This is a genomic window from Parasphingopyxis sp. (assembly GCF_052168275.1).
Taxonomy (GTDB): Bacteria; Pseudomonadota; Alphaproteobacteria; order Sphingomonadales; family Sphingomonadaceae; genus Parasphingopyxis.
This window is the reverse complement of sequence record NZ_JBQLZM010000141.1, coordinates 1-6,659: the sequence shown is the minus strand read 5'-3', so window position 1 is coordinate 6,659 and position 6,659 is coordinate 1. Positions and strand designations below refer to the sequence as shown.

The following is a 6,659-nucleotide window of genomic DNA, read 5'->3' as shown; positions in this document are numbered from 1 at the left end:
CCACCGACGCGATGCGCGTCCCGAGGCGCACGTCGAGGCCCTTGGCGAGATGCTTGGCCAGCGCGTTCATCTTCGGCGCGCCGACATAATGCGGGCGCGCGCTGTCCCATTGCCAGTGCGCCGTCTGCGCGCCGCCGGCGAACTCGGCGAAGCGCGCGTCCCAGCGGGCCACGACGCCGGCCGCGACCAGCGGTGCGAGAAAGATCTGGAAAGATTCGGCCTGCGCGGTGAAGAATTGCGCGCCATGGTCGAACTGCCAGCGATCGGCATAGCGGGTCGCCATGCGCCCGCTCACCCCGCGCGCCTTCTCGAACAGCGTGACCTCGGCCCGTCCGGCCAGCGCCCGGGCGAGGGTGAGGCCGGCAAGCCCGGCGCCGGCGATCGCGATCCGCGTCATGCGAAGGCTGCCGTGACCAGCAGCGAGACGATGACGATCGCGGTCACGCCGGCCCGCGTCCGCCAATAGCCCTCTGCGATATGCTCGTCCTTGCGCAGCCGCCGGTCGATGAGCAGGAGGATCGCGAACAGCGCCGCGAAGACGAGGAGCGCGCGCGACACGGGCAGCAGCAGAAAGGCCAGCCAGCCGGTAATCGCGACCGCGTTGCTGGTCAGGAACAGGTTGATGCCGATCCGCTCGCCGGACTCGAGATACTGCCCCCAATGCACGCCGGCCATGAAGGAGGCGATGGTCAGCGCCCAGGCGGCGACGATCAGCGAGGCGGGCAGCGAGGCAGACCCGAGGCCCGAGGCCGGCTCGATCCCGGCCGCGGCGAGCGCGGCGCCGGCGACGAACGGCAGCGCGCCGGCATAGGCGAGGGTCGCGCTGCGATCAGCCATGGCCGGCCGCCCGGCCGTTGCGGGTCCTGCGGCAGCGGTCCGAGCAATATTTCACCTCGTCCCAGACCGCGCGCCATTTCTTGCGCCACGCGAACGGCCGGCCGCAGGCTGCGCATATCTTGCTGTCGAGATCGCCCTTTTTCACGCGCGGTTCCCTACCGCGTCGCGGGCGCGGAGGAAAGTTCGGAGGGCGGATGGCCGGGGCCGGCGAGGCGCCCGAAAGAAAATGGGGGCTGATCCGAAGATCAGCCCCCACTGCGCCGAGCGCCAGTTCGGATTGCCCGAGGGCTCTCCGCTCCGTGCTCAGGCACGGCAGACAGTTTCGATATTCGAGAACATCTCCGCTGTCCCGGGTGGTCTTCCCATTCAACCGCCTTGTCTTCGCTTGCACGATGACGGTGCGGCAAATCTTCCGAACACCCCGCTTTCCCTTCCACACTGCTTCGCTCGCGGTCCACAGTCTTTCCGGTTCTGCGGTCTCCAGTTCTCGCTTCGGTCGTTGCCTTCCGTCGCTTTCCCTGTCGACAGATGAAAGGTCTCACGGCTTTCCGAGTCGTGCCAAGCAAAAATCGACATGGAATTAGGAGGATATCGGGGATAACTCGATAAACATTTGATTTATAACATGAAATTTGCGCACAAAGCCTCTTTGCTGCGCGCCGTGCTGCGCAGCATTCCACATGTGACTCAGCGATGGCCGGGCGACCAGTCCGGCGGCGCCAGGGTGAATCCGGCGAAATCGAATCCGGGCACGACGACGCAGCTGACCAGCGTATAGCCGGCGGCTCCCTCGAGCGGTTCGGCAGCCTGCCAGTGATGGGGCGGAACGAGCGCCTGGGGGGCGTCGCCCCCGGTTACGTCGCCGCCGAGCCGGACTGTCCGGGTCGGACCGGCGTCCGGCTCGGCGATATGGAGCGCGAGCGGATCTCCGGCATGCCAGAGCCAGAGTTCGGCCGCGTCGACGCGGTGCCAGTGGGACCGTTCGCCCGCCGCGAGCAGGAAGTGGATTGCGGTGCCCGCCGCCCGATCGCCCGCCTCCCCGTCCGCCCGCCAGGTCTCGCGATACCAGCCGCCTTCGGGATGGCGCTCCAGGTCGAGCGTTGCGCATATCGCCTTCGCCGCGTCGTTCATGCCGGTCTCCTCTCGCCCGCCGCCGTTCAGCAAAGGCTCATCTTGGATGCGCCATCCGCCCTAGCCGGGTCGCGCCGCTATGCCAAAGGAGCATTGCCGATGCGTATGGCCCTGTCCGTGATGGGCGCGTTCCTGCTTGCTGCCGCGAATCCCGCGCTGGCGAACGGCCCGGCCGGGCAAACCGCCCCGGCCGGCAATCCGCAGATCGACTTTCCGGCATTCGTTGCCATGGCCGCTGCCGTGCAGGAGATCCGCCCGAGCCGGCTGCTCGATCTGGACAGTTTTCAGGCGATGGCCCGCGAACCGGGCGTGTTGCTGCTCGATGCGCGGTCCGCCGAAGCGTTCGCGCAGGGCCATATCGACGGCGCGGTCAACCTGCCGCTGCCCGACTTCACGGCGCAGAGCCTGGCGGCCGTGATCGGGCCGGATGCGAGTCGCCCGATCCTCATTTATTGCAACAACAACTTCGTCAACGATGTCGCGCCGGTCGTGCGCAAGGCGGTCGCGCTCGCGCTCAACATCCAGACGATGATCAACCTGCACGGCTATGGCTATCCCAATGTCCATGAACTGGGCGAGGCGGTCGATCTCGCTGATCCGCGGGTGCGATGGGTCGCCGCCGGCGATCGGACAGAGGAGAGCTGACCGGAAAGATTTCGGGACGCAAGGGTCGCGTTCGGAGGGTCGCGCACATGTTGTTGCGATGCCGTAACAAAGAGGAGGAGGCAGCGTGTTGCGAGCTATTATCATTAAGGGAATGTTTTTTGACAGGTCCGGGCGGGATGGTTACATGCCGGCCCCGGGCGCGCGTAATTTTATATGTGGGAGGGGCATATGAGTTCTAAGCTCGATCGCAGATCATTTTTGAGGCGCGTGGGCGCCGCAGCCGGCGTCGGCGCATTGGGAGTCGTATCCGGCAGCCCGGCCCGCGCTTTCCAGGTTACCGACAGCGACACCGGTCGCTACGCCGATCCGATCGGTCGTGGCCGCGGCAGCAGCGGCGTCACCGACAGCGATACCGGCAGCTATGCCGATCCGGTCGGGCGCGGGCGCGGACGTACCGGGATTACCGACAGCGATTCCGGCCGCAATGCGGATCCGGCGGGTAACGGCCGGGGCCGTTCGGGCATCACCGACAGCGACACGGGCCGCAATGCGGATCCGGCGGGCAACGGACGCGGCGGTGGACGCAGCGGGATTACCGACAGCGACACGGGCCGCAATGCGGATCCGGCGGGCAACGGACGCGGCGGCGGACGCAGCGGCGTTACCGACAGCGACACCGGGCGCTACGCCGATCCGGCGGGTAACGGCCGCGGCCGTTCGGGCTGTTCCGACAGCGATGGCGGCACCTATGCCGATCCGGGCGGCCGGGGCCGCCGGTGCGGCAGCCGGTCCGGCTATACCGACAGCGATGGTGGCAGCATGGCCGATCCGGGCGGCAATGGCCGCGGACCGCGCCGCAGCTACCGCACCGGTATCACCGACGCCGATAGCGGCTCGAACGCCGATCGCGGCGGCTATGGCCGCGGCAGCGACCGGTAACGGCGCGCGTCAGTACAGAATCGACGGCAAGTCTCTTGTGTAGTGTGAAAGGGAAGATCGATGAATAAGAAACTCGACCGCCGCTCCTTCCTGCGGCGGGTGGGCGCAACCGCGAGTATCGGCGCGCTGGGCATCGTGACGGGGGTCGGCGCCGCGCGCGCGCAGATCACCGACAGCGACACCGGGCCGTCCGCCGATCCGGCGAACCGCTCGGGTTGTACCGACAGCGATGGCGGCGCCAGCGCCGATCGCGCCGGCAACGGCCGGTGCGGGGGCACCACCGGCTATACCGATGCCGATGGCGGCGCGATGGCCGATCCGGGCGGCAACGGCCGGGGGCCGGCGCGTTCCTCGCCGTCGGGAATGACCGATGCGGACAGCGGATCGACGGCCGATCGCGGCGGTTACGGCCGGGGCAGCGATCGCTAGAAACTGATCGGCGGTACCGTCATTCGCCGCCGATTTTTCAGACTTCCGAATGACTGTCACGACCCATTGAAGAGGGGGGAATTTAATGAGCAAGAAATTGGACCGCAGGTCGTTCCTGCGGCGAGTCGGCGCGACCGCCGGCATCGGTGCGCTCGGCATCGTTACGGGCACGAGCGTTGCCCGGGCGCAGGTCACCGACAGCGACACCGGCGCGAATGCCGACCCGGTCGGCCGTGGTCGGACGGGCGTGACCGACAGCGATACCGGATCCAGCGCCGATCGGGCCGGCCATGGCCGCGGCAGCAGGAGCGACCCGGGCGGACGCGGCCGGAACTGCAGCGACAGCGACGGCGGCAGCCGCGCCGATCCCGGCGGCCGCGGCCGGAACTGCAGCGACAGCGACTAGGGGGACGGCCCGGCATCGGCGCGGCCTGTGCCATGTCGATGCCGGGCGATCGCCGGCTGGATCGCCGGTCTGATTGCGAATCGGGGCGCCGCCCAATTTTCGTGGATGCCGTTCCGTTTTTTTTTAGGGTCGGACCGACAGGAGAGGGGAAGCTCAATGTCTTCGAAATTCAATCGCCGTTCATTTCTCAGCCGCGTCGGCGCGACCGCCGGTCTCGGCGCTCTGGCCACGATCACCGGCGCCTGCGACCAGCTCGGCCTCGGGGGCGGCGAGGACAGCGATACCGCCGGGACCGATCCGGGCGACGACATGCCGTCGGAAGGCGGCGCCGAATCGGGTTCGGCGGGCAGTGGCGAGACCGGATCCGCGGGCACCGAGGCGCCCGCCCAGAGCGGTCTCACCGATACCGACAGCGGGGCGACGGCGGACCCGGCCGGCAACGGCCGCGGCGGGCCGAGCAATGGCGGCAGCGGGATCACCGACAGCGATGGCGGCGCCAATGCCGATCCGGTCGGCCAGGGCCGCGGCGGCAATAGCCGCGGGACCACCGACAGCGACACCGGCGCCAACGCAGATCCCGTGGGCCAGGGCCGCGGAGGCAATCGCAGCGGCGGCGGAAACGGGATGACCGACAGCGACACCGGCGCCAATGCCGATCCGGTCGGCCAGGGTCGCAGCCCGAATACCGGGATCACCGATCGGGACACCGGCGCCAATGCCGACCCGCTCAACGGCGGCCGCGGCGGGCCGGGCAGCACGCGCGGCATTACCGACAGCGACACCGGCGCGAATGCCGATCCGGTCGGCCAGGGCCGCGGGAACTGATCCGGCCGGATTATCCCCGTATCGCGGCGCCGGGCTCCGCATGGCCTAGCCGGCGGCGAGCGGCCCGTTATTTGTTCCAGATCAACGCGTGACAGGCGCGCCATGGCCAGTAATGGCGTGACAGAATATGGGGGCGGCCTGTCCGCGTTTTTCGAGAGACATCATGCACAAATATGATCCGACGACCGATCTTCCGCAGGAATCGCGCGACGCGCTGAAACGGGTGCTCGACCCGGTCGATCCGAGCACATTCTTCACCGAGACGTTCGAGGAGAATTTCCACCTGATCGAGCGCGGCGAGCCCGGACGCTATACCGATCTCGTCTCGGTCGACGTCCTCGACGCCTTCATCGCGAACAACCAGCTGTTCGACGGCCAGATCGACGCGACCCGCGCCGATCCGCAGATCCGTCGCGACGCGTTCACGCTCGAGAACAACCAGATCGACCGCAGCGCGCTGCTGCGCCTCTACCAGGACAAGGCGACGATCATCGCGCCGCACCTGCACAGCTATCACAAGCCCCTGGGCGATTTCGTCCGCGCGCTCGAGCCCGTGTTCAGCGCCTCGGTGCAGACCAACATCTATCTGACCCCGCCGGGCGCCAAGGGCTTCCGTACCCATTACGACAATCACGACGTGTTCGTGATGCAGGTGTCGGGCGCCAAGAGCTGGCGGCTCTACGACGAACCCGTCGGCAAGCCGTTTCGCGGCGAGGGGTTCGAGCCGGGCAAGCACGAAGTCGGCGATCCGGAGGAGGAATTCGTCCTGCGCGCCGGCGACACCGTCTACATCCCGCGCGGCATGATGCACGATGCCGATGCGCATGACGAGGAAGCCTCGCTCCACATCACGCTCGGCCTCGTCACCAAGACCTGGGCCGATGTCGTGCTCGAGGCGATTTCCAAGGCGGCGCTCGAGACGGACGGGCTGCGGCGCGCCCTGCCGCCCGGCTATGCCAATCGCGATTTCGACCGCGGCCCGGCGCGCGAGCAGTTCCGCACCTTCATCACCGAGCTTGCGGAAAAGGCCGAGCTCGACGAACCGCTCGACATCATCGCCGAGGATTATGTGAAATCGCGCACGCCCGAAATGGCGGGCATCGTCCGCTACGCCTCGAACCCGGTGCCGGAGGACCAGCGCTACCGCGCGAGCGAAAACGGCCTCTATCGCCTGATCGAGGACGAGGAGAGCGGCGAATTCGCGGTCGTCACGCGCGGCGGATCGAGCGAGTTTATCGGGTCGAAGCGCAAGGCGTTCGACCGGGCGATGAACGGCGAGCCCTTCGTCCGCGCCGATCTTCCCGAGATCGAGACGGAGGAAGCCGTCGATCTCGTCCGGCGGCTGCTGTCGCGCGGGCTCGTGCGTCCGGTTTAGGGGATTTGGTTTGTCGGGCTCGACCTGTCGGTCGAGCGCCGCAGAGAGAATTTTTGTCAGACCTTCGGCTTTCGCCTCAGGCGCCGCACCGGCCCTCTCCCCCTCCCGGCC

At 67.9% G+C, this 6,659-nt stretch carries 10 protein-coding genes; 6 read left to right on the top strand and 4 right to left on the bottom strand.

The features are described 5' to 3' along the window. From ACTS1X_RS12965 to ACTS1X_RS12950, 4 genes are all read right to left on the bottom strand, one after another. On the bottom strand, window positions 1-397 hold a 397-nt coding region (locus ACTS1X_RS12965; RefSeq protein ID WP_442614825.1), incomplete at its 3' end, for an NAD(P)-binding protein. Then, window positions 394-837: a DUF3429 domain-containing protein gene (locus tag ACTS1X_RS12960; protein ID WP_442614824.1), complete on the bottom strand. Its 444-nt coding sequence runs from the start codon at window positions 835-837 to the stop codon at window positions 394-396. The genes ACTS1X_RS12960 and ACTS1X_RS12965, both read right to left, overlap by 4 nt. After that, complete coding sequence (locus ACTS1X_RS12955) at window positions 830-982, bottom strand: DUF2256 domain-containing protein (RefSeq protein ID WP_442614823.1); 153 nt, start codon at window positions 980-982, stop codon at window positions 830-832. Before ACTS1X_RS12955 ends, ACTS1X_RS12960 begins: the two co-directional genes overlap by 8 nt. 542 nt (window positions 983-1,524) lie before the next feature. Then, window positions 1,525-1,968, bottom strand: coding sequence for a cupin domain-containing protein (locus tag ACTS1X_RS12950; protein ID WP_442614822.1), 444 nt, complete (start codon window positions 1,966-1,968; stop codon window positions 1,525-1,527). 99 nt (window positions 1,969-2,067) lie between these two features. Between ACTS1X_RS12950 and ACTS1X_RS12945 the strand changes: the two genes are divergently transcribed. The 6 genes from ACTS1X_RS12945 to ACTS1X_RS12920 all read left to right on the top strand — a co-directional run bounded on the left by ACTS1X_RS12945 (window position 2,068) and on the right by ACTS1X_RS12920 (window position 6,548). Beyond that, window positions 2,068-2,613 (top strand): rhodanese-like domain-containing protein, encoded by a 546-nt coding sequence (locus tag ACTS1X_RS12945; RefSeq protein WP_442614821.1) that lies wholly within the window; start codon window positions 2,068-2,070, stop codon window positions 2,611-2,613. A gap of 174 nt (window positions 2,614-2,787) precedes the next feature. Next, window positions 2,788-3,513 carry a twin-arginine translocation signal domain-containing protein gene (locus tag ACTS1X_RS12940; protein WP_442614819.1) on the top strand — a complete coding sequence of 242 codons (726 nt, stop codon included), beginning with the start codon at window positions 2,788-2,790 and terminating at the stop codon, window positions 3,511-3,513. A gap of 60 nt (window positions 3,514-3,573) precedes the next feature. Continuing rightward, the gene (locus tag ACTS1X_RS12935) at window positions 3,574-3,942 is read left to right on the top strand and encodes a hypothetical protein (protein WP_442614818.1); all 369 of its coding nucleotides are present in this window, start codon (window positions 3,574-3,576) and stop codon (window positions 3,940-3,942) included. A gap of 85 nt (window positions 3,943-4,027) precedes the next feature. Next, a complete protein-coding gene (locus ACTS1X_RS12930; protein WP_442614817.1) occupies window positions 4,028-4,348 on the top strand; it encodes a twin-arginine translocation signal domain-containing protein in 321 nt (106 codons plus the stop codon). 156 nt (window positions 4,349-4,504) lie between these two features. Next, complete coding sequence (locus ACTS1X_RS12925; protein ID WP_442614816.1) at window positions 4,505-5,173, top strand: hypothetical protein; 669 nt, start codon at window positions 4,505-4,507, stop codon at window positions 5,171-5,173. A 163-nt stretch (window positions 5,174-5,336) separates the two neighbouring features. Next, a complete protein-coding gene (locus ACTS1X_RS12920) occupies window positions 5,337-6,548 on the top strand; it encodes a cupin domain-containing protein (RefSeq protein ID WP_442614815.1) in 1,212 nt (403 codons plus the stop codon). Window positions 6,549-6,659 lie beyond the last annotated feature (111 nt).